The 20,736-nt window shown below is 62.0% G+C and carries 20 protein-coding genes, 1 tRNA gene and 1 pseudogene; 11 read left to right on the top strand and 11 right to left on the bottom strand.

Features of this window, described 5'->3' with window-relative positions; genetic code table 11:
- Positions 1 to 1,140, top strand: a complete 1,140-nt coding sequence (locus tag LB554_RS12945) for a cysteine desulfurase family protein (RefSeq protein ID WP_224584876.1) — start codon at positions 1 to 3, stop codon at positions 1,138 to 1,140.
- Between the two features lie 108 nt (positions 1,141 to 1,248).
- Here LB554_RS12945 and LB554_RS12940 read toward each other — a convergent pair whose 3' ends face one another.
- From LB554_RS12940 to phaC, 6 genes are all read right to left on the bottom strand, one after another.
- Complete coding sequence (locus LB554_RS12940; RefSeq protein WP_224584875.1) at positions 1,249 to 1,959, bottom strand: hypothetical protein; 711 nt, start codon at positions 1,957 to 1,959, stop codon at positions 1,249 to 1,251.
- Entirely contained in the window at positions 1,956 to 3,377 is a 1,422-nt protein-coding gene (gene dgt / locus LB554_RS12935) for a dGTP triphosphohydrolase (RefSeq protein ID WP_224584873.1), read from the bottom strand. The genes LB554_RS12940 and dgt overlap by 4 nt, the downstream gene beginning before the upstream one ends.
- 323 nt (positions 3,378 to 3,700) lie before the next feature.
- Positions 3,701 to 4,057 (bottom strand): hypothetical protein, encoded by a 357-nt coding sequence (locus LB554_RS12930; protein ID WP_224584872.1) that lies wholly within the window; start codon positions 4,055 to 4,057, stop codon positions 3,701 to 3,703.
- 323 nt (positions 4,058 to 4,380) lie between these two features.
- Positions 4,381 to 4,455: transfer RNA gene (locus LB554_RS12925), tRNA-Glu, on the bottom strand.
- Between the two features lie 246 nt (positions 4,456 to 4,701).
- Positions 4,702 to 5,949: a YcbK family protein gene (locus LB554_RS12920; RefSeq protein ID WP_224584870.1), complete on the bottom strand. Its 1,248-nt coding sequence runs from the start codon at positions 5,947 to 5,949 to the stop codon at positions 4,702 to 4,704.
- Between the two features lie 215 nt (positions 5,950 to 6,164).
- The gene (phaC, locus tag LB554_RS12915; RefSeq protein ID WP_015317566.1) at positions 6,165 to 8,000 is read right to left on the bottom strand and encodes a class I poly(R)-hydroxyalkanoic acid synthase; all 1,836 of its coding nucleotides are present in this window, start codon (positions 7,998 to 8,000) and stop codon (positions 6,165 to 6,167) included.
- Between the two features lie 221 nt (positions 8,001 to 8,221).
- On the opposite strand from phaC, the gene LB554_RS12910 reads away from it, so the two are divergent.
- The 7 genes from LB554_RS12910 (at position 8,222) to recJ (ending at position 15,013) form a co-directional block, all read left to right on the top strand.
- The gene (locus LB554_RS12910; RefSeq protein ID WP_224584868.1) at positions 8,222 to 8,491 is read left to right on the top strand and encodes a hypothetical protein; all 270 of its coding nucleotides are present in this window, start codon (positions 8,222 to 8,224) and stop codon (positions 8,489 to 8,491) included.
- A gap of 44 nt (positions 8,492 to 8,535) precedes the next feature.
- A complete protein-coding gene (locus tag LB554_RS12905; RefSeq protein WP_224584866.1) occupies positions 8,536 to 9,753 on the top strand; it encodes an LL-diaminopimelate aminotransferase in 1,218 nt (405 codons plus the stop codon).
- Between the two features lie 37 nt (positions 9,754 to 9,790).
- Entirely contained in the window at positions 9,791 to 11,104 is a 1,314-nt protein-coding gene (locus LB554_RS12900; RefSeq protein WP_015317569.1) for a homoserine dehydrogenase, read from the top strand.
- 129 nt (positions 11,105 to 11,233) lie between these two features.
- On the top strand, positions 11,234 to 11,590 hold the full coding sequence (locus LB554_RS12895) for a hypothetical protein (protein ID WP_224584864.1): 357 nt from the start codon (positions 11,234 to 11,236) through the stop codon (positions 11,588 to 11,590).
- Positions 11,591 to 11,659: 69 nt separating this feature from the next.
- Positions 11,660 to 11,827, top strand: a complete 168-nt coding sequence (locus tag LB554_RS12890; protein ID WP_015317571.1) for a Thivi_2564 family membrane protein — start codon at positions 11,660 to 11,662, stop codon at positions 11,825 to 11,827.
- A gap of 201 nt (positions 11,828 to 12,028) precedes the next feature.
- Positions 12,029 to 13,012, top strand: a complete 984-nt coding sequence (gene glpX, locus LB554_RS12885; protein WP_015317572.1) for a class II fructose-bisphosphatase — start codon at positions 12,029 to 12,031, stop codon at positions 13,010 to 13,012.
- Positions 13,013 to 13,231: 219 nt separating this feature from the next.
- Positions 13,232 to 15,013, top strand: a complete 1,782-nt coding sequence (gene recJ / locus LB554_RS12880; protein ID WP_015317573.1) for a single-stranded-DNA-specific exonuclease RecJ — start codon at positions 13,232 to 13,234, stop codon at positions 15,011 to 15,013.
- Positions 15,014 to 15,036: 23 nt separating this feature from the next.
- Here recJ and LB554_RS12875 read toward each other — a convergent pair whose 3' ends face one another.
- The 4 genes and pseudogenes from LB554_RS12875 to folE form a co-directional block, all read right to left on the bottom strand.
- Positions 15,037 to 15,594, bottom strand: a complete 558-nt coding sequence (locus LB554_RS12875) for a dihydrofolate reductase family protein (RefSeq protein WP_140873667.1) — start codon at positions 15,592 to 15,594, stop codon at positions 15,037 to 15,039.
- A gap of 91 nt (positions 15,595 to 15,685) precedes the next feature.
- A pseudogene (locus tag LB554_RS12870) lies at positions 15,686 to 16,655 on the bottom strand (patatin family protein).
- Positions 16,656 to 16,738: 83 nt separating this feature from the next.
- The gene (gene hisI, locus LB554_RS12865) at positions 16,739 to 17,200 is read right to left on the bottom strand and encodes a phosphoribosyl-AMP cyclohydrolase (protein WP_015317576.1); all 462 of its coding nucleotides are present in this window, start codon (positions 17,198 to 17,200) and stop codon (positions 16,739 to 16,741) included.
- A gap of 42 nt (positions 17,201 to 17,242) precedes the next feature.
- Positions 17,243 to 17,878, bottom strand: a complete 636-nt coding sequence (folE, locus tag LB554_RS12860) for a GTP cyclohydrolase I FolE (protein WP_015317577.1) — start codon at positions 17,876 to 17,878, stop codon at positions 17,243 to 17,245.
- Between the two features lie 240 nt (positions 17,879 to 18,118).
- Between folE and LB554_RS12855 the strand changes: the two genes are divergently transcribed.
- On the top strand, positions 18,119 to 18,565 hold the full coding sequence (locus tag LB554_RS12855; protein ID WP_224584862.1) for an iron-sulfur cluster assembly scaffold protein: 447 nt from the start codon (positions 18,119 to 18,121) through the stop codon (positions 18,563 to 18,565).
- Positions 18,566 to 18,585: 20 nt separating this feature from the next.
- Complete coding sequence (locus tag LB554_RS12850; RefSeq protein ID WP_157163658.1) at positions 18,586 to 19,053, top strand: cell envelope integrity protein TolA; 468 nt, start codon at positions 18,586 to 18,588, stop codon at positions 19,051 to 19,053.
- 22 nt (positions 19,054 to 19,075) lie between these two features.
- On the opposite strand, the gene LB554_RS12845 is transcribed toward LB554_RS12850, so the two are convergent.
- Positions 19,076 to 19,993 (bottom strand): LysR substrate-binding domain-containing protein, encoded by a 918-nt coding sequence (locus tag LB554_RS12845; RefSeq protein WP_015317579.1) that lies wholly within the window; start codon positions 19,991 to 19,993, stop codon positions 19,076 to 19,078.
- 322 nt (positions 19,994 to 20,315) lie between these two features.
- Here LB554_RS12845 and yidD point away from each other — a divergent pair, with 322 nt between their 5' ends.
- Positions 20,316 to 20,690, top strand: a complete 375-nt coding sequence (gene yidD, locus LB554_RS12840) for a membrane protein insertion efficiency factor YidD (protein WP_224584954.1) — start codon at positions 20,316 to 20,318, stop codon at positions 20,688 to 20,690.
- The last annotated feature ends 46 nt before the right edge of the window (positions 20,691 to 20,736 follow it).

Genomic DNA, 20,736 nt, shown 5'->3' with positions numbered 1-20,736 from the left:
ATGGAGATCACCGCCTATCTCGACAACAATGCGACCACGCGTCCCCACCCTGAGGTGATGGAGGCACTTCGCTACTACCAGGAAACTCTTTTCTTGAATGCCTCCTCCACGGCAGGTGAGCTTCTGGGTGCGGCGCGGCCTCTCAAGGATGCCCGGATCGCGGTGCTCGACCTGCTTGGTGGCTCGGAAGATGCCGATAAAATCGTTCTCACCTCAGGTGCCAGCGAGGCAAACAGCTGGGTCATGTTCGGGGCGCTTACGCCTGGATCGCATGCGGTTGTCTCGGCGACGGAACACTCTTCCATTTTGAGTGCTGCGCGATCGGCACAAGGGCGCGGACATCATGTCGATGTATTGCAGGTCAATCAGCAGGGACTGGTCGAAAGCCAGAGCCTTGCCGCTGCCCTTCGTCCCGATACGCGGCTCGTTTCGATACATCTTGCCAATAATGAAACCGGTGTGATCCAGCCGCTTGCTACCCTTGCCGCGCTGGTTCGCAGATTGTCGCCGGCTGCGTTGCTCCACACCGACGCCACCCAAGCCGTGGGGCGCGTCCCAATCGATCTTTCCGGTGCCCTTGCCGAGGTGGATCTGTTGTCGTTTTCGGCGCACAAATTTCACGGCCCCAAGGGAATTGGCGGGCTCTTCATCCGCGGCGGTGTGTCGATGAATGCTCTGATTTCGGGAGAGCAGGAGAACGGCCTTCGTGGTGGGACCTCGAACGTGCCCGGCGCCGCGGGTCTGGCGGCCTCGGCGCGACTGGCAATTGCGGGTTTGGATCAGATGGCAGCGGTGGCCCAGTTGCGCGATGAACTGGAAGCGCGGCTTGTTGCTCTACGACCCGATGCGACGGTCCATTCCCGCAAGACGCCGCGCCTGCCTAACACGACTTCCATTTCCTTCCCTCGGCTTCTTGCTGAAGACGTTATCGAACAGCTTGCCTTGCACGGCATTTGCATCGCTACCGGATCGGCGTGCTCCGCTGGTGCTACCGCGCCCTCTCACGTTCTGACAGCCATGGGTGTCTCGCCGGACGATGCTCGCGCGACGCTTCGTTTTAGTCTGTCTGTCAAAACCACCCAGGACGAGATCGATCGCACGATAGTGGCGCTTGAGCCGTTGCTGACCTCGCCGGCATAGGACTGCCGCTTCGCCCACCCCGAGTCCGTTACAGGTTGCCGCCTGCTGCAGTTCGTTTACGAAGGTCCTACGAGCCGGGGGCGCGAGCTTATGGCGAGCCAATTTCGGCTAAGAGCCTTGGCCCGCCAGAAAACGAAGCGCGCAATCAAATCCGGTTTCCGATGCCGAAGCACGGTTGTTGCGCGTGGCATAGTCCAGGATTTGGGTGCGGCTGCGTGCAACGCCTCTTGCCAAATAGCTGGAAAGCCTTGGCGTCAGCTGCAGCTTCTTGTCGAAACGCATGCGCAATATGCGCACGAGCGTGCCAATACGATTGGGGTTGGGTTCTAGATTGATATCCACGATGCCTTGTCCGATGCTCGTCCAAAACCGATCCGATCGACTGATCGCCAGGGTGTGGCAATCGAACAGAACCGCATCGCAATCAAAGAATGTCGTCTCGGTGAGATCCGGTAGTGACCGGAGTTTGACATGACCCGCTCTGGCCGCCCAGGTCATTTGAAGGGGCCAAACGTCGAAGTCGAAGCGTCCATGCTTCAGGCGGTATCCGCCAAACTGGTTGCGTCGGCCCTGCATGTTAGAAAGCAGCAAGTCCAACGCTTTTGGGTCGCCGTGTACCACAACGTCGACATCCGATTTGAAGGCATCGCGGCCGTCGAGTGCAAAGTCCCGGGCAAGACCGCCGAAGATTGCGCAATTCCCCACCGTGCTGAGGCGGTCGATCATGTCACCGATCTCGTCCCCCTCGGGCCCTCGAATAAAATCGGCTATGTCCGCGCTCAGTCGACGGCTCAGCACCTGCTCCGAGCCGATCATCATGCGCCTCGCGTCCGCAGCTCTTCAAGCATCGAAATCGCGAAGTTATCTGTCATCCCCGATACCATATCGGTTATCAGCTGCAGTTCGCGGTAGCGGATTGGCATTCGGTTGTTCGGATGCTCAGCCACGCGGCGGTAGTTTTCCGAAATCCGGGAATACACGTAGCTGTACAGCGGCGATGTACGCTTCGAAGAGAGGACCGCCGGATCCTTGCGGTTGATGATGGCGGCCCAGAACACATCCATCAGCCCGTGAATGGTTTGATGGCCTTTCAATTCCACCTCGAGGACCTCGCGACGCGGGTAGATGTGCGTCTTGGCAAAATCCTTAAGCAGGCGCCACAGATGCGCGGATTTGGATGCCGCCATCAATTCGTCACCGAACGTCCCGGCCGTGATGGCGCTCAGATTAGCGACGAAAGCGTCCGTTGCCTCGACGATCATGACGCCGATCGCATTGACCCGAAGCATCTGCATGGTGATGTCATCCAGTTCGGCGGCCGACAAGGATTGCCCGCGGAACTCGTCATGCTGATCCTTGGCCTTTGCGATGATCTTCAGCACGATCTCGTCCCCTTTGGCCTCGTGCTGCAGGTGGCCGATCAGACTATCGAAATTGATAAGCCCCTTTTTTGCGGCATCTTCCACGTCCACAACGGAATAGGCGATGTCGTCACAGGCTTCCATGATGAAGGTAAGCGGGTGGCGGACGCCTTCTGAAAGCCCCGTTTCCTGCCAAACCTCCCTGACGATCTCGGCTTCCGATTGGAAGAAATTGAACTTCTTGCGCGCCAGGACAGCCTTGTTCACCTTGTCCGAAGGGCTAGGGTACTTCAAGAGAGCGCCGAGGAACGCGTAGGTCATGTTCAGACCGAAATCGTCGTTGAGGATCTGCAAGCGGGTCAGCAATCGGAACGCCTGGGCGTTGCCTTCAAATTGAAGGAAATCCTCGCGCAACGCCGCTTGCTCAAGCCCCTCAAATAACTCCGGGCCCTTGGATTTTATCCAGGACTGGATCGCATCCTCACCCTGGTGACCGAACGGTGGGTTGCCAAGATCGTGGGCCAGGCCGATAGCTTCAAGCAGGGCAGGGATGTTCCGCTCGGCGTTGAGCTCTTTAGGCAAGCTAAATTGCTCTGGATATGCGTGGACAAGCGCCGTGCCGAAGCTGCGGCACATGTTGGCCACTTCATGGCTATGTGTAAGGCGCGTTCGCACGCTGTCATTCGGGTCGAGCGGGAAGACCTGCGTCTTGTCCTGCATGCGCCGCACAGGTGTAGAAAACAGGATGCGATCATGATCGCGCTCTAGCTGAGTCCGGTGCTCAACTGTTTTGGCCGAGCGCTCCTCGGTATGACCCTTGGCCTTATCCTTCCGGCGTTGGGTGTTAAGCAATTTTTCCCAATCCAGGTAAGGCAATGTCTATCGTCCCCGTCTTCGCTCAGCATCAGCTCGGTGTCATGATTCGTCAATTGCAGGAACGATCAATGAAACCTAACGACAAGCTTGCTCCGCGTATATAACCGCCACACCGTATGTTCGCTCTTTGTTCTATAGCGGAATCTCCGCGAGGTCAACATTGTCGGCTGCATTTAAGTCCGCTAACAGCAATGCGTAGGCCTAGCATTGCTTCCAGCGATTGAACTAGGTCGCTCCTGATCGAGCAAGCAGGGCGCCTCAGCGTGGTGACAGAGGTTGCCCATCGGTCGCCTATTCTTCTGCGGGGTCGGTTGTTTGCAAGGTTACGCTCTGAACCCAGCGCTTTCGGCCCCTCTTGTGTTCATGGATCGCCAGGAACAGTGATCGTCGTCGCTCAGCAGCGCGAGCGCGTTGGTCGCGAAGCGGGGAGAGACGCGAAGCCACACCGTCCAGCGTGGCTCGCCTCGGATCTTGTCGATAAGTCCCATGCCGTGGGGCGGGGTGTAAATCGGGATCTGCCTACCGTGGTATTGACGATATTTGCGCGAGCCGTGCTCATCGCGTTCCTGCACGCCTTTGAGCGTCGCATGAATGTCGCCAGAGCCCAAGTTATTGCCATAGAGTGTGACCTCATAGGTATCTCCCGCCCGTTCCTCCGGGTAGATCGATATCCCCACCAACGGTCAGTCGCGTAGTGAATCGATAGAGCGGGTCATCATCATCTGAATTCCAAGCTGATTGCGTCGCAGCGCTCCAGTCTGATGGCGAGATGCGTGTGTTCTTCCTCGGCCGTCTTCCGGCCCTTTGCTCTGCGGGACATTGGATCATCCGCCTGGCTGATCGGTTCATTTCATCGGCATAACGGCCGCTCAAGGCAAGAATCCAGTCGAACGACCCCATGCGGCCAATAAAACGTCGGTTGATTCGGACAACGGTGGCAGCTGCTTTTCGGGTCCGTTATCGGGACCAGAGTTTGGTGAAAAGGCTAACTGGTTGAAATTACTGGTACGCCCAAGGGGAATCGAACCCCTGTTACCGCCGTGAAAGGGCGGTGTCCTAACCGCTAGACGATGGGCGCGCTCAGACGAAGCGGCTTATACTGGCGTTGCGCGCAACCGGCAACCCGTTAGGTGCCGCCTTGGACAACTTTTTTCCGACCTGCCAAATCAGCGTTTTCGCGGGGGCGGAAGAGCTTGCAATTTGCGGTGACGTCAGGCGCCCCGGCATCCTCGGGTGTTCGCGACGGAGCTTCGCTCCTGCTCTGCCCGTGGATGACGAAGTCGCGGCCTTCGCCGCTGACAGGCTCCGGCCCGACAAATCGCCGCTAGCCGTCGTCACCGCCGCTGCGCCGGCGGCAGCGCCAGTTCCAGTCGCGCTCGGGGCCGACGTCGACATGAACCGATTCGGTGTGGCAGTAGGTGCCGACGCCACCGCGGCCGGGCATGGTCCTGATGTAATTCGCAAGCTCCCACTTGGAGACGCCGGGCACCTGGATGTCGGCGGCGGCGCAATACATGTGCAGCGAATTCTTGGCGCCGTTGGCGCGACGGTTGCGGGCCGGATCGCGATAGCCCGAGGTCACCATCATCTTGCGGCCGTAATGGCCTTCGATCGTCTTCAGCACGCGCACAAGGGACGGCTTCAGGCAAGCCACGTCGACGCTCTCATTCTGCTTCAAGAGACCGTTGGGCGCGAGGCGAGCCATGCCGGCGGCGGAGGCGACCTGATAGGAGCCGCCCGAGCCTTCGTCCTCGTTGAGGTCGACGTCGCTTTCATCGTCGAGGCCGGATTTGCGCTTGATCTCGAACAGGGCCGTCTGGCGCACGCCGGGCAAGGCGTCACTGCCGGTGATGTGACCGGCATCGCCGCCGAGTGAAGCCAGTTGCATTGGCTTCTGCGTGGAATCAGCAGAGGCAAATGTGATGATCGGTTTTGGCGCGGCCGGGGCAGGCTTGGGCTGCACGGCAGGCTGTTCGCCCGATCGGGTGTTGACCAGCGGAGCAGGCGTCGCCGAAGCCGGGGTGGCGCCAAACATCGAGGCCAAGAAGCCTTTTTTCTTCGGCGCGTCGGCTTGCGGCGCCTCGCCGGCGGTCACGTACACCGGATTGTTCATCACCGGTGCCGCGGCTGGCATCGGCGCCGTCGCGGCGGCATCGGCGGCGGCGATCTTCTGGGCGACCGCGTCTGTCTGCTGCGCCGTCTGTACCGGCTGCTGCAAGGACTGCGGTGTCTGTCCCGCGATCGTTTCCGCGCCGGCCGGTATGGTGAGCGGGAAAGTGGCCCCAGGTTTGGCAATCGGTACGTAAGCAACCTTTTCGGGGAGTGCCGTGTCGCTTTCGCTCATCACGGTCGTCTGCTCTGTCGCCACTTGCGACGACGAATCAGCGGCGAGAGGCTTGCCCGCAGAGGCGGCGTGGAGGTCCGATGCGGAAGCATTATAGCCGGGCATTCCAACCGACATTGTCGGATCGCCAGCCGATGTGCAGGAGGCCAGAAGCATGGAGCAGAGCGCTGCCACAATGGCGCGGCGTTCTCCCTTTGCGAGGCTCCATCCTGCTGATTTCAAAGTCAAATTCCCCCTCGGTGTCCGATCGGTATATACCTGGCGCCGACTGGTATGTCCGCGTCAGGTGGACCTTTGTCTCCGATCCGGAAACGAGACCTGTGTCAAATCAGCAAGCCTGTAAGTATTTTTGCAGCGATTGCCGAATTGCGGCCGCTTGATGGTTGACGACACCATTTCGCCCGCTTTTGCGGGGGCGTCAACTCACCAGACATTACAGTCCGTTACACACGCACCTTGACATAGGTCCCGGGAGCATCGCCCAAGGTTTTCATATGCTTGCCGGGTTTGCGGGCAGGCACACGGGTGTTGTCCTTGGCCTCTATCCAGCCTTGCCAGTGCGGCCACCAGGATCCCGGATGGCCGGTGGCGGAGGCTATCCACTGGTCGAAGTCGCCCTTCGGCGGACCGCCGGTCCAGTACTGATATTTGTTGGATGCGGGCGGATTGACGACGCCAGCTATATGGCCCGATCCCGCCATCACGTACTCGACCGGGCCGCCGAAATATTTCGAGCCGAGGAAGACGGACAGAGCCGGCGCGATGTGATCTTCCCGGGAGGCGAGATTGTAGACCGGAATGGTGACATCGCCGAGCGAGATCGTGTGGCCCGCCAGTTGCATCGTGCCGCGCGAGAGGTTGTTCTCGAGATAGCAGTTGCGCAGGTAGAAGGAGTGGTTGGCCGCCGCCATGCGGGTCGAATCGGCGTTCCAGTAGAGCAGGTCGAAGGGCAGGGGGTCCTTGCCGCGCATGTAGTTGTTGACGACATAGGGCCAGATCAGGTCACCCGAGCGCAGCATGTTGAAGGCGGTCGCCATCTTGGTGCCGTCGAGATAGCCCTTTTCGTTCATCGACTTTTCCACCGCCGCGACCTGTTCCTCGTCGACGAACACTTTCAGATCGCCGGCATGGGTGAAGTCGACCTGTGTGGTGAAGAAGGTCGCCGACTTGATGCGGTCGTCGCCTTCCCCAGCCATCAGCGCCAAGGCCGCCGCCAGCAACGTGCCACCGACGCAGTAGCCTATAGCATTGACGTCGCGCTCGCCGGTCGCTTTCTCGATCGTGTCGAGGCCGTATTGCAGGCCTTCCCTGATATAGGCTTCCCAGTTCTTGGCGCCGTGGCGTTCATCCGGATTGATCCAGGAGATGACGAAAACGGTGTGGCCTTGCTCGATCGCCCAGCGGATGAAGGATTTCTGCGGGTTGAGGTCGAGTATGTAGAACTTGTTGATCCAAGGCGGGCAGATCAGCAGCGGGCGCTTCAGCACCGTCTCGGTCGCCGCATCATACTGGATGATCTCGGCGACATCGCTGCGGCCGACCACCTTGCCGGGCGTGGTGGCGATGTTCCTGCCGATCTCGAAGGGTGAATAGTCGGCCTGACGCAGTTTGAGGTCGCCTTTGCCGGCGGCGATGTCCTCAGCCAGCATCTTCATGCCGCGCACCAGGTTTTCGCCGTTGGAGGCGACGGTTTCGCGAAACAGTTCGGGATTGGTCAGGATGAAATTGGACGGCGAGATGGCGTTGGATACTTGCTTGACGTAGAAGCTCGCCTTGTGGCGGGTATGCTCGTCCAGGCCTTCGGCATGGTCGACCAGTTCGGACGCCCAGCGCGAGGTGACCAGATAGGCCTGTTTCAAGAAGTCGAAGAAGGCGTTGCGGCCCCATTCCGGGTCCTGGAACCGCTTGTCGCCGCGCTCCGGCTTGACGGCATCGTCGGCGCCCTCGGCATTGGGGCTGACGCGCTGGATGGCGTTCGCCCAAACCGTCATGTAGCCAGCGAACAGCCGCGTCTGCGCTTCGAGCGCCCGCTGCGGATCGGCGAGCCAGTATTCGCTGAGCTTGGAGAAGGTCTTGACCATGTCGACCACCGGCTCGGCGACCTGGTCGCGCACCTCACCTTTTTCGCGCGGTTCGGCCCACGCGGAAGCCGCCTTGCCAGCCTGCTCGATCATCCGCGCCATGTTCAGCGCGAAGCGTTCCGGGTCCTTCACCAGATATTGCTCGACCGTCGAAGGTCCGCCATCTTCCGCTTTGCCCGAATCGGGTGTTTTGGACATGGTTCGCGGGGTTCCTCCGGAAGCGTTTTCTTGACATATTAACATGGGACATCCGACAGGGTCCAATCTCGCTCTACCCCGGCTGCCAAGGAAACAATATGACGATTAAGTTTGGCGAGACTGTTTTTTTCGGTGCCGGCCACTTTTGTCGCATCAGCGCGGCCCTCATGCTCCTGGCCGCTGCCGGATGCTCGAGCACGAATACCGGCGGTCCGGTGCCGATGGCCACCGACGCGGGCCCGAAGGACACCGGCACCTTTCCGAACCTCAACATCCCGCCGCAGGTGGCGGCGAAACAATTCACCGAGGCCGAGAAGAAAGCCAAGCTCGCCCAGTTGAAGGCCGACGAGAACGGGCAGGGCGCCAAGGGCGGCGGCGCGGCCGTCACCAACCAGGCGGCGCTGACCGATCTCGCCAAGAAACATGGTCCGCAGACCCTGAAGCAGATCGAAGGCAAATGCGACCCCGCCCTCGACCCTACCTGCAAATGAGTATATAGCGCGCGCCCAACGCTCCCTTGCTGTCTGGAACTGCCATGGAAGAATTTCACAAGGTCCGCCGGCTTCCGCCTTACGTGTTCGAGCAGGTCAACCGGCTCAAGGCGAGCGCCCGTTCGCGGGGCGCCGACATCGTCGACCTCGGCATGGGCAACCCGGACCTGCCGACGCCCAAGGCCATCGTCGACAAATTGTGCGAGGTCGTGCGCGATCCGCGCACGCACCGCTATTCCTCGTCGCGCGGGATTCCCGGTTTGCGCCGCGCCCAGGCAAACTACTATGACCGCCGCTTCGGCGTGAAGCTCAACCCCGACACCCAGGTGGTGGCCACGCTCGGTTCGAAGGAAGGCTTCGCCAACATGGCGCAGGCGATCACCGCGCCCGGCGACGTGATTCTGTGCCCCAACCCGACCTATCCGATCCATGCCTTCGGCTTCATCATGTCGGGCGGGGTCATCCGCTCGCTGCAAGTCGAGCCCGATGACGGCTTCATTCCGGCGCTCGAGCGCGGCGTCCGCCATTCGATCCCGAAGCCGCTGGCGCTGATCCTCAACTATCCATCGAATCCGACGGCACTGGTCGCCTCGCTCGATTTCTACAAGGACGTGGTGGCCTTCGCCAAGAAGAACGACATCATCATCCTGTCCGACCTCGCCTATTCGGAAATCTACTTCGACGGCAATCCGCCGCCTTCCGTGCTGCAGGTGCCGGGCGCCATCGACGTGTGCGTCGAGTTCACCTCGATGTCGAAGACCTTCTCCATGCCCGGCTGGCGCATGGGCTTCGCCGTCGGAAACGAACGGCTGATCTCGGCGCTGACCCGGGTCAAATCCTATCTCGACTACGGTGCCTTCACGCCGATCCAGGTGGCGGCGGCGCACGCGCTCAATGGCGACGGCGCCGATATCGCCGAGGTGCGCGACATCTATCACAAACGCCGCGACGTGATGGTCGATGCGTTCGGCCGCGCGGGATGGACCATTCCGGCCCCCGCGGCCTCGATGTTTGCCTGGGCGCCGATCCCTGAGCCGTTCCGTCATCTGGGCTCGCTCGAATTCTCCAAGCTGCTCATCGAGCACGCCGATGTGGCGGTGGCGCCCGGTGTCGGCTTCGGCGAACATGGCGACGATTTCGTGCGCGTAGCACTGGTCGAGAACGAACACCGGATTCGCCAGGCGGCACGCAACATCAAGCGCTTCCTGTCGGCCAGCGCCAAGCAGCCCAACAATGTGGTGCCGCTGTCCGCCCACCGGTAAATACAAATTCGATCTTATTTGAGGGGCGTCGCCTTCCATGGCTGAAGCACTGCGTGTTGGAATTGCTGGACTTGGCACGGTCGGTGCATCGGTGGCGCGCGTGTTGCGCGACAAGGCGGCGGAACTGACCCGCCAATGCGGGCGCGACATCATCGTGTCGGCGATTTCCGCACGCGACCGGAAACGCGAGCGTGGCATCGATCTGAGCTCCGCGAATTGGTTCGACGATCCGGTCAAGATGGCGCAGACCGCCGAGATCGACGTGTTCGTCGAGCTGATCGGCGGCGATGAGGGGTCGGCGCGCGCCTCTGTGAAGGCCGCGCTCGAAGCCGGCCGCCATGTCGTCACCGCCAACAAGGCGCTGCTTGCCAAGCATGGCGTGGCGCTTGCCGAAATCGCTGAAAAGAAGGGCGTGCTGCTCAATTACGAGGCCGCGGTGGCAGGCGGCATCCCGGTCATCAAGACGATGCGCGAGGCGATGGCCGGCAATTCCGTCACTCGTGTCTTCGGCATCCTCAACGGCACCTGCAACTATATCCTGACCCGCATGGAGGCCGAGGGCGTCTCCTTCGACGTCGTGCTGAAGGACGCGCAGCGGCTGGGTTATGCCGAAGCCGACCCGACCTTCGACATCGAGGGCCATGACACCGCGCACAAGCTGTCGATCCTGACCAGCCTTGCCTTCGGCACCAAAATCGCCGCCAACGACATCTACATGGAAGGCATTTCTAACATTACCCAGGCCGACATCCGTGCCGCCGGCGATCTCGGCTACCGGATCAAGCTGCTCGGTGTCGCCCAGCGCACCGAAAGCGGCATCGAGCAGCGTGTGCACCCAACCATGGTGCCGACTGCTTCGGTCATCGCGCAGGTGCATGGTGTCACCAACGCGGTGGCGATCGAGACCGATATCCTGGGCGAGTTGCTGCTCTCGGGCCCTGGCGCCGGCGGCAATGCCACCGCCTCGGCGGTCATCGGCGACATCGCCGACATCGCCAAGAGCCGGCCCGGCTTCCAGCATGGTCCCGTCTTCGGCCGGCCGGCGAAGGAGCTGAGACCGTATAAGAAGGCGCAGATGCGCAGCCATGCCGGCGGCTACTTCATCCGGCTGACCGTGCACGACCGCATCGGCGTGTTCGCGGCGATCGCCAAGCGCATGGCCGACAACGATATTTCGCTGGAATCGATTGTCCAGCATGCGGTCAGCGGCGAGGCGGCGGCGCAGAAGACGGTGATCCTCGTTACCCACGAGACCACCGAGGCCGCCGTGCGCAAGGCTGTCGACGGCATCACCAAGGACGGCCATCTGACCGACAAGCCACAGGTCATCCGCATCGAGCGGGCAGGGTAGCAGGCAGCCTCGTTGCCGTGGGCATAACCATCGGCGGTGTATCTCGGTTCGGTGAGGACATCCCGCTGCCGCCCGGAACGAATTGGCGTCGGTACCGTTCTCTTGGTCAGCAACCAAGGGAGCCGCTTCATGGCCGATACCAACAAATCCGACGCCCCTGACATTGGCGACATCCAGAAGACGCTGGAAAAGCAGATCGCCGACCTGCGCAAGGAGATCACCAAGATCAACAAGAGCATTTCGCAGCGCAGCGCGGAAATGCTCGATGATGCCAGTGAGCAAGCATCGGATTTCTACGATACTGCCGCTTCCCGCGCCTCGCGGACAGCGCAGCAGTTGCGCGGCCAGGCCCAGTCCGTTTCGGAAGTCGCGCGTGAAAATCCGGGCACGACGACCGCCGTGGTTGGCGTGATCGGCCTGCTCGGCTTTCTGGCCGGGATTGCCGTCGGCCAGTCGATGAACGACACGTCGCGCCGCTGGTATTGACCGCGCCGATATTGAGCCGGCAATGCCGGCTCATTTCTCCGTTTCAGCAAGTCATTTAAGGAGGGCATTATGGCTTCGTCCGTGTTAATCGGCATCCTGATTACATTTCTGGTCATCATTCTCGTTCTCTACCTGGTGCAGCGGCTGCCGCTCGACGCCAGGATGAGGCAGATCGTCCAGGTCATCGTCATCATCATCGGCATTATTTCGCTGCTCAAATACCTCGCGGTTTTCTAGGACCACGAAGACGGCAATTTCTGTTTCGTGCCGGCCCGGTTGATCCCAAACCGGGCCGGCATTGTTTTCAAAAATTCGGTTCAATCGATTGATATTGCTATCCTTTCGATAAACCATCCGGCAGGTCTTGCCGTTGTCATGGTCGTTTGACAAAACAAGCACGCCTCTGGCGGGAGGCGGCATCAAACGAGGATTTGCCGAATGAATGTGGCCCAGAACATCGTCGCCGGCCTTGACCGGATACTCACCATGGAACTGGTGCGCGTCACCGAACGGGCCGCGGTCGCGGCCGCCAGGCTGCGCGGCCGCGGCGACGAAAAGGCTGCCGACCAGGTCGCCGTCGATGCCATGCGTGAGGAGCTCAACCGCCTCGCGATCAAGGGCACGGTGGTGATCGGCGAGGGCGAGCGGGACGAGGCGCCGATGCTCTATATCGGCGAGGAGGTCGGGACCGGCAAAGGGCCCGCGGTCGATATCGCGCTTGATCCGCTCGAAGGCACGACGATCTGCGCCAAGAACCTGCCGAACGCGCTCGCCGTGATCGCGATCGCCGAGAAGGGCAGCCTGCTGTTCGCGCCCGACGTCTACATGGACAAGATCGCGGTCGGTCCCGGTTACGCCGACGGAGTCATCGATATCGACGCCTCGCCGGCCGAAAACGTCGCCAGCCTTGCGCGAGCGAAGGGCGTTGCTGTGTCCGACATCACGGCCTGCATTCTCGACCGTCCGCGCCACGCCAAGCTGATCGATGCCGTGCGCGCCACGGGCGCCGCGATCCGGCTGATCGGCGACGGCGACGTCGCCGGCGTCATCCACACCACGGACGCGGAAGAAACCGGCATCGATATCTATCTCGGCACCGGGGGCGCGCCGGAAGGCGTGCTGGCCGCTGCGGCGTTGCGCTGCACCGGCGGCCAGATGCAAGGCAGGCTGATCCTTGATACGCCGGAAAAGGTCGCACGTGCCGCAAAGATGGGCATTTCCAATCCGAAGCGGATCTATCAAGCGGAAGACATGGCGCGCGGCGACGTGCTGTTTGCGGCCACCGGTGTCACCGATGGCAACATGCTGGCTGGCGTCAAGTTCGGCCGCACATACATCACCACCCACACGATCGTGCTGCGATCGTCATCGCGGACCGTGCGCGAGATCAAGGCCAGGCACCAGGATATGGATAAGTTCTAGACCCGCTTGCGAAGCCGGGCCGCAGTTGTTAGCCATCTGGCTGCCTCCGATGGCGGCAAGGGTTTAACGATGACACCGCCCGATCGGCATGCGGCCTCTGATGTCTCGGGCGGCCAGCGAACGGTGGGTGCACGGCTGAAAGGCGGAAAGCGTAGTTTTTCTTGAAGTCTCCCGCGGCCTTTGGCTTATCCTGCCGCCAACCATGAGTTGGCAAAGCGCATGATGGGCGAAAGGCGCCTCTTCCTCGATGTCAGGCAGTCGGCAACCGGTCTCTCCTGGGAGCACCGGCTGACCGAACGGCAGGACATGATCGCGCTCGCCATCGCACAGGGTCATGGCGTGCCCGACATCGTCGCGCGCGTTCTTGCCGGACGCGGCGTGGCCGCCGATGAGACCGAGCGGTTTCTGGACCCGACGATCCGCGACCTGTTGCCGAACCCGGCCTCGCTGACCGATATGGACAAGGCCGCTATCCGCATCGCCGCCGCCGTCATGGCGCGGGAGAAAATTGCGATCTTCGGCGATTACGACGTAGATGGCGCGGCCTCGTCGGCCTTGCTGAAGCGGTTTCTCACGCATTTCTCGGTGCCGTCCGAAATCTATATCCCGGATCGTATTTTCGAGGGCTACGGTCCCAATCCCGATGCCATGCGCGAACTGGTATCGCGCGGCGCGACGCTGATCGTCACAGTCGATTGCGGCACCAACAGCGCCGTTTCGATCGACGCGGCCAATGCCGCCGGCGCCGATGTCGTGGTGCTCGACCACCACCAGGTCGGCGGCGTCTTGCCTGCGGCAATTGCCGTCGTCAATCCAAACCGCGACGACGACCTTTCCGGACAGGGCCATCTCTGTGCCGCCGGTGTCGTGTTCCTCGCCTTGGTCCAGACCGCAAAGGTGCTGCGTGGCCTGAGCGATGTCACGCCGCCCGACCTGCTTTCCCTGCTCGATCTCGTGGCGCTTGCCACCGTCTGCGACGTGGTGCCGCTCACGGGCGTCAATCGCGCCTTCGTCGTCAAGGGTTTGCAAGTGGCGCGACAGCAGAAGAATGAAGGCATGGCCGCGCTGGCACGAGTGTCGCGCGTTGGCGAGCCGATCAGCACCTTCCATCTAGCCTATCTGATCGGTCCGCGCATCAATGCGGGCGGGCGCATTGGCGATGCGGCACTCGGCAGCCGGCTGCTTGCAACGGACGATCCCGTCGAGGCGCAGACCATCGCAGAGACGCTAGACCGGCTGAACCAGGAGCGGCAGCTGATGGAGCAGGAGATGCTCGCCGCCGCGCGCGCCGAAGCCGATGCCGAGCTCGCGGGCGGCAGCGGCCCGGCGATCGTCGTCACCGCCAGCAACAGCTGGCACCCCGGCATCGTAGGCCTGCTTGCCTCACGACTGAAGGATCACGCACGGCGGCCGGCCTTTGCCATCGCCTTCAACGCCAACGGCACCGGCACGGGCTCGGGCCGTTCGGTGTCGGGTTTCGACCTTGGCCGGCTGGTGCGCGAAGCCGCCAATGCCGGGCTCATCGTCAAGGGCGGCGGCCATGGCATGGCTGCCGGCATCACCGTCGAGCGGGCAAGACTGGGTGAGCTCAGGGCCTTCTTCGAGGAGCGGGCAGCCGCCGACGTTTTCAGGTTGCAGGATGAGGAAAGCCTGGCGATAGACGGCGCGCTTGCCGCCGAAGGCGCGACGCTCGGCCTGCTCGATGCGTTGGAAAAGGCGGGGCCCTTCGGTGCCGGGCATGTCGCGCCTGTTTTCGTGCTGCCGCGCCATCGGCTGGCCGACATCAGGCCGGTCGGCACCAACCATATTCGCGCCGATTTACAGTCGGAGAGCGGCGGCCGCATCCAGGCGATCGCCTTTCGCGCCGTCGATACGGTGCTTGGCGAGTTCCTGTCCAAGAACCGCGGCAAGACGGTGCATGTCGCCGGCTCGCTGTCGGGCAATTACTGGAACGGCAACCGTACGGTGCAGTTTCGCATCATCGACGCCGCGCGGGCGTAGGGCGCGCCGGAAACCCGCGCAATTCAGCCGGCCGGCGCATAACGCAGCAACGTCACGCCCTGGGGGAGACTTTGCGTGCCGAGCGGGGTCAACGCCAGCGACAGGCCGGATTCAAAATATGGCTTGCCGCCACCCAGCACCACGGGATGCATATAGAGCCGGTATTCGTCGATGAGGCCGGCTCGTGCCAGAGAGGCGGCAAGGTCGGCGCCGCCAAGGATGACGAGGCCATCGGCCTGCGCCTTGAGAGATCGTACCGCATCCTCCGCATCGCCATCCACCAGCCGGGCATTGAGCCCGACTTGCCGAAGCGTGGTCGAGAAGACGATCTTCGGCGTTTCGCGCCATGCATGGGCAAAATCCCGCTCGACCTCGGTGGCGCCGGTTTCGCGTTCAGGGCTGTCCCAGAAGCGCATGGTTTCGTACATGCGCCGTCCGGCGAGCACGGCGGAAGCCTGCCTCATCATGTCGTTGAAGTGCTGGTGCAGTTCCGCCTCGGGCACTGGCAAGCCGATGTCCTCGTTCGATCGGGCGATATAGCCGTCCAACGACGTCAGCATGGAATAGACAATCCTGGCCATCGGCACCTCCGCCTCGATCGACGCAGATCACCATAACCAATTGCGTTTTGCAATCAGTTTGTCCCGAGGCCAATACAACTTGAGGAACGGTCTAGGCGAGAACCGTCTGCAGCCGCGTCAGTTCGCCGATCTGCGCCATCGTCGCCTGGTAGCCGAGCTGGATCGCCTCGTCGGCCCGGTGGAATTCGGTAAGGCCGATATGGCTGAGCTTGGGTTGCAGCGACATGTCAGGCGGATCGCCGGCAAGTCTCGCCCGCGAAATACGGTCCTGGATGATGTTGAAGGCTTCGACCATCACGCCGGTGATGCCCAAACGCGTGGTGCGATTGGTGTTGGGCGTCGACCTGGCCGGGCCTTGGCGCATCCTTTTCGATAACCAGCTCGCCGGCGCTGTGCTTGATCACGGCGGCGCGGCCGAACAGGTCGTAGTGGAGGTTGACCGCCACGACGAGCGGCTGCTCGTAGGCGCGGCAGACCGAAACAGGCACCGGGTTGACCAGCGCTCCGTCGACCAGCACGCGGCCGTTGCAATCGACCGGTTCAAACACGCCAGGCAGCGCGTAGGACGCGCGCATGGCTGTGATCAGCGAACCGCTAGACAGCCAGATCTCGTGGCCGGTACGGATTTCCGACGCGACGCAGACAAATGGCTTGGGCAGATCGTCGAAGCGGATGCCGGCCACGTGCTCGCGCAGGCGCGCGTCCAGCTTCATGCCGCCGAAGAGGCCGCTGCCGCGCAGGTTGAGATCGAGCAGGCCGAAGATACGTCGTCTGGTGAGGCTGCGGGCGAACTCTTCCAGCTCATCCAGTTTGCCGGCGAGATAACAGCCTCCGACGAGGGCGCCGATCGAGGTGCCAGCGATCATCGAGACTTCGATGCCGGCTTCATCGAGCGCGCGCAGCACGCCGATATGAGCCCAGCCTCTGGCGCAACCGCCACCGAGCGCGAGCGATATACCTGTTTTCTTGGGGGAGGTTGTTTCGGATGCGCCGCCTGCCGAGGACAGGCCATTGGCCTCCCTGACATCTGGTCTGTTACGCAATGACGCCCATTCGAGCATCATGATCTCCCTTGTCCCAGGCTAGTATACGGACGGGCCGTATCGAAATGATGAATCTATGTGGTCGGTGTCAGGCAGAAGGTTCAAGCTGATGGCTTCCGATACGTGTTTTCCGCATCGAACAGCGGCTTGCTGCCGTCGTCGGCAAGCGTCCCCTTGCCGTCGATCAGCCCCACCGTCCGATAAAAGCATGAACGCCGGCCGGTGTGACAGGTTGCGTCGTGGCCCAACACTTTCACGCGAAGCCACACCGCATCCTGGTCACAATCCGTGAGCATCTCGACAACATGCTGAAAATTGCCCGAGGTTTCGCCCTTCTTCCAGAGCGTGTTGCGCGAGCGCGACCAGTAATGGGCAATGCCTGTTTCCAGCGTCAGAGCCAGCGCCCGTGCATTCATATGCGCGACCATCAGCAGCATGCCGTCGGCGGCATCGGTGACGACGACGGTGACAAGACCGGCGGCATCGAAGCGCGGCGAAAACACCGCGCCTTCCTCCAAGGCTTTCTTGTCCGAGGGAGCTTCCGGAAATTCCAGTGCCGACATTGCCGGTCTATCTTCCTGTTGACCGCGACGTCGGCAAAGGGCTTACGCCCTGCCGCCGCGCACCATGGTGACAAAACGAACCTGCTCTTCGGGCGTATCCTTGAAGACGCCTGTGAAGGTGGAGGTCAGCGTGGTGGAACCTTGCTTGCGGATGCCGCGCATGGCCATGCACATGTGCTCCGCCTCGATCATGACGGCAACGCCGCGCGGGTTGAGCACGTCCTGGATGACGCCGGCAATCTGGGCGGTCAGGGCTTCCTGTGTCTGCAGCCGATGGGCAAAGATATCGACGACGCGCGCGATCTTCGACAGGCCGACGACCTTGCCGTCGGGCAGATAGCCGACATGCGCCTTGCCGATGATCGGCACCATGTGATGTTCGCAATGTGAATGGAACTGGATGTCCTTGACGATGACCAGGTCATCGTAGCCGGCGACCTCCTCGAAAGTACGGCCAAGCTCCTCGGCCGGGCACATGTCGTAGCCGCCGAACATTTCGCGATAGGCCTTGGTCACGCGCTTGGGCGTGTCGATCAAACCCTCGCGATCCGGATTGTCGCCGGTCCAGCGCAGCAAGGTGCGTACGGCGGCCTCGACTTCGGCCTCGCTCGGGCGGTCGGTGACCGGCTTTTCCATATAGGCGGACTGTGGCATTAGTTTCTTGATGACGGCATCCATAAAAGGCGTCTCCCGTAGTTCCTCTCTAAGGAGGAACGAGTTGAACGGACCACGACCTTTCGGTGTCGGAAACTCGCCCCGTTTCCAGCCCCGTAAGCGGCGTGAACTTCCCGGCAAGGACAGTGGCGTTCGCCGCCTTGTCGATACCGGACTGCCAGCATTATATATGGTCGTGCCGAGCGAATGAAAGACGCAACAACGGCAATCGCTGTTCGCTTGGCGGCGACGGATTGGAAAATAATGATCAACGACGTCTACAACGCGAAAATTCTCGGTTTTGCCGGAAATATTGCCCGCATCGGCCGGCTCGATCATCCCGACGCGACCGCGAAGGCGCATTCCAAGCTGTGCGGGTCGACCGTTACCGTCGACCTCAGGATGGAGGACGGCGTGGTCACCGACTTCGCCCACGACGTGAAGGCCTGTGCGCTCGGACAGGCATCGTCCTCGATCATGGCGCAACATGTCGTCGGCGCCAGCGCTGAGGAATTGCGCGCGGTGCGCGAGACCATGCTGAAGATGCTGAAGGAGAACGGCGCGCCGCCGGAAGGCCGCTTCGCCGACCTCGGCTATCTGGAGCCGGTGCGCGACTACAAGGCGCGTCATGCGTCGACCATGCTGACTTTCGACGCCGTGGTCGACGCCATCGGCCAGATCGAGAAGAAGCGCGCCGACGAAGCGGCCTGAGAGTGGTCTTCGAGCTTACGGTGAGCGGATCCCGCCAGAGCGGTCGTTCATGCCATGGCTTTGTGTTCGCCGGTACTCTTGCCGCTTCACTTGTGTCGGCCGGTGGCTCAAGCGGGGCGGAACCAGCAGTCCAGCGCGATATCGGCGACTATCTCATGAGGGCCGTCCAGCCCTGTTGGAACGTGCCCGCAAATGCCACAAATACTGCACGCGTCCGGATCAGCCTGAACAAGGACGGATCGCTCGCCGGGCCGCCAAAAATCGTCGGCCCCGTGACATCGGCAAGGCATAAGGTTGCCGAAGCCGCCATTCGCGCGATCACGCGTTGCGCGCCGTTTCCCGGGCTGGCGTCCTACGGCGCCGACTATGATTTGTGGCGCGACATCGTCGTCACATTCTACCCAGCAGTCGACCCGGCGGCGGGACATCCGTCCATGGACATCAACGACCTCGATAAACTTCTCGGAAAATACAAGAAGGTAAAGTAGCCGGCTCCGGCCAGCGCACGGCTCAGGCCGGAGCTTTCAGCGCTCGCCTGCTTTCGATGAATTCGCTTCTTAGCCAGTCGGCGAAGGCCGCGGCCGGTTCGGAGAGACTATGCAAACTCCTGGCCACCAGCCAATAGGCCCCGGATGCGACATCGATGTCGAACGGTTTGACCAGTGCCCCGGTCTCCAATTCTTCTCCAATCTGCAGGAGATCGCCCAGCGCCACGCCGTGGCCGAGCAGCGCGGCCTGCTTGGAGAGTGAGGCGTCCGCAAGCATCGGCCCGCGCGTGGGCATGGCGTTGGCGGGTACGCCCGCCGCCTCGAACCAGCGCGTCCAACCCTGGCGGTTTTCCTCGTGCAAAAGCGTGAAGCGAGCAAGATCGGCCGGCTTCTCGAGGGCTGGGCCTGATGAAAGCAGCGCCGGCGACAGAACTGGCGAATCGACTGTCGAGGCCAGCCGCTCGGCTTCGCTGCGGGGCCATGACGTCGCGTTCGAGCTGAAACGCAAGGCAAGTTCGGGCTGGTCGCTGCGGAACTCGATCAGCCTTGGGTCCACTTCGAGGGAGACGTCGATATCGGGCCGCAACTGGCGAAACCGGTTGAGCCGGGGTACCAGCCAGACGGATGCAATCGACGGCTCGACGCTGACACGAACCACGGCCTGCGCGGGAACCGCGACCAGTTCCGAGAGTAGTTTGTCGATGTCGTCGAAACTTCTGACCAGTTGAGCAAGCAGCCGACGGCCTGCATCCGTCAGTTCGACGCGGCGATGGTGCCGTTCGAAAAGCGGTTGGCGCAGGAAGGTTTCGAGTTCGCGGATCTGCCGGCTGATCGCCGCCTGTGAGACGAAAAGCTCCTCGGCGGCGTTGCTGAAGCTCAAATGCCGCCCCGCCGCCTCGAAGCTCCTCAACGCCGTCAGGGGCAAGCGTCCACGCTTCATTTCGCATAACCCAGGATTATCCGAAGCGGAAATTATACTCGTTTGAAGGCGAAGGCCAGCGGCGGTCTAATCGTCTTCAAGGAGATGCCGCCATGATGCAGTTGCTTGAGATCCTTGGCGACGTCATACGGATCGCGACGTTCCAATGGCGCCACGAAAGACGCGCTACAAGGCATCACGAAAAATAGCCTCATCCTGGCCGGTGGGCGCCGCCAGCCGACCGACGGCCATTTCGCCGTTCCCGCCCGTGACCGCACGGCGATCGGGATTGCGTTCTCCGGTGCAAGCGCACATCTATCAGGTGGAAAACGCGGAGATCGCAGTGGGCGACCAGCACAGGCATGCGCATACTGCCGGAGCGTCGAGGCGCGGCCGCAACTGGCCCGGCCCCTGGCGCAAGACGCCGGGCCGCTTGCTCGGCACCTCGCTCGTGCGGTTTTACCAGCTGACGCTGTCCGGCTTTGTCGGCAATTCCTGCCGCCATCTGCCGACCTGTTCGGAATACGCGCATGAGGCGATCGCCCGCCATGGACTTTGGGCCGGCGGCTGGATGGGGTTGTTCCGCGTGCTGCGCTGCGGTCCGTTCGGCACGCACGGCGTCGATCTCGTGCCGCAGGCGCTGGCGGACCGTAACGTCTGGTTCATGCCCTGGCGTTATTGGCGGGTCGGCCGCAAGCGCGGCGAAGCGCAGGGCTAGGGTGGCTGGTCGCGCCGCGCTGTTTACGCTCCGGTAGGGTTAACGC

The organism is Mesorhizobium sp. CO1-1-11 (assembly GCF_020164995.1).
Taxonomy (GTDB): domain Bacteria; phylum Pseudomonadota; class Alphaproteobacteria; order Rhizobiales; family Rhizobiaceae; genus Mesorhizobium; species Mesorhizobium australicum.
This window is presented reverse-complemented; position numbering and strand designations above follow the sequence as displayed.